Source organism: Micromonospora sp. A200 (assembly GCF_029893845.1).
GTDB lineage: Bacteria > Actinomycetota > Actinomycetes > Mycobacteriales > Micromonosporaceae > Micromonospora > Micromonospora purpureochromogenes.
The window spans coordinates 1-1,007 of record NZ_JARXXY010000092.1 but is presented as its reverse complement, the minus strand read 5'-3'; the positions used below and the strand labels follow the sequence as shown (position 1 = coordinate 1,007).

Annotated in this window: 1 protein-coding gene; it reads left to right on the top strand. The window is 73.5% G+C overall.

The features are described 5' to 3' along the window. Positions 1-126: 126 nt before the first annotated feature. Complete coding sequence (locus tag M2302_RS33035) at positions 127-888, top strand: sulfite exporter TauE/SafE family protein (RefSeq protein ID WP_280841713.1); 762 nt, start codon at positions 127-129, stop codon at positions 886-888. Positions 889-1,007: the final 119 nt, after the last annotated feature.

Below are 1,007 nucleotides of genomic sequence, written 5' to 3'. Positions count from 1 at the left end.
CGTGTCGCGGTGTCCGGGGGCCGGGACACCGCGACACGCCGCAAACGGCGCCCGCCGCGCAGCCCGCACGGACGGAGGCGAGGTGGCCGCGCGGGGCGGAGCGGGGCGTACTAGCCTCGGATCACCATGGATCTTTCCGACGCCGCGCTCCTGCTCGCCGCCGGTCTCGCCGCGGGCACGGTCAACGCGGCGGCCGGGGGCGGTTCGCTGATCACCTTCCCGGCGCTGATCGCGGTGGGCCTGCCGCCGGTGCCGGCGAACGTCACCAACTCGGTCTCGGTCTGCCCCGGGTACCTGGCCAGCGTGGCGGGCAGCCGGGCGGACCTGCCGCCGAGGCGTTCGCTGGCGACGCTGGTGCCCACCACGGTCGTCGGCACGATCCTCGGTTGCCTGCTGCTGCTGGCCACCCCGGCCCGGACGTTCGAGGTGGTCGTACCGTTCCTGGTGCTCGGCGCGACGGCGATGCTCGCCTTCCAGGATCCGCTGCGCGCGCTGGTCGGGCATCCGCGCGACCTGGCGCCGCGCCGCCGTACCGTCGCGGTGCAGGCCATGGTCGCGCTCGGCGCGGTGTACGGCGGCTATTTCGGCGCGGCGCTCGGGGTGATGCTGGTCGCCGGCCTGGCCCTGGTGCTGGATGCGACGCTGGCCCGGGTCACCGCGATCAAGAACCTGCTCTCGGCGGTGGTCGGGCTGACCACGGTGGCGGTCTTCTCGCTCTTCGGGCCGGTGAACTGGGCGGCGGTCGCGGTGGTCGCGCCGGCCACGCTGGTCGGCGGGTACGTCGGGGCCCGGCTGGTCCGCCGGTTGCCGCCGGTGCTCCTCAAGATGCTGATCGTGGCCTTCGGCACGGTGATCGGCCTCTACCTGCTCTGGCGCGCGCTGCGCTGATCTCGGTACGCCGATCCACTCCGCCCCCCGTTACCTTTTTGATCGTCCCCAGCCGGGGACTCTCGGTCGCCCGGCCTGGTATGACTTACCGCCCCTGTCGTATGCATGATCCGGGGGGT

Coding starts and splice junctions, on each gene's coding strand:
- M2302_RS33035 (WP_280841713.1), top strand. CDS start 127: ATGGATCTTTCCGACGCCGCGCTCCTGCTCGCCGCCGGTCTCGCCGCG.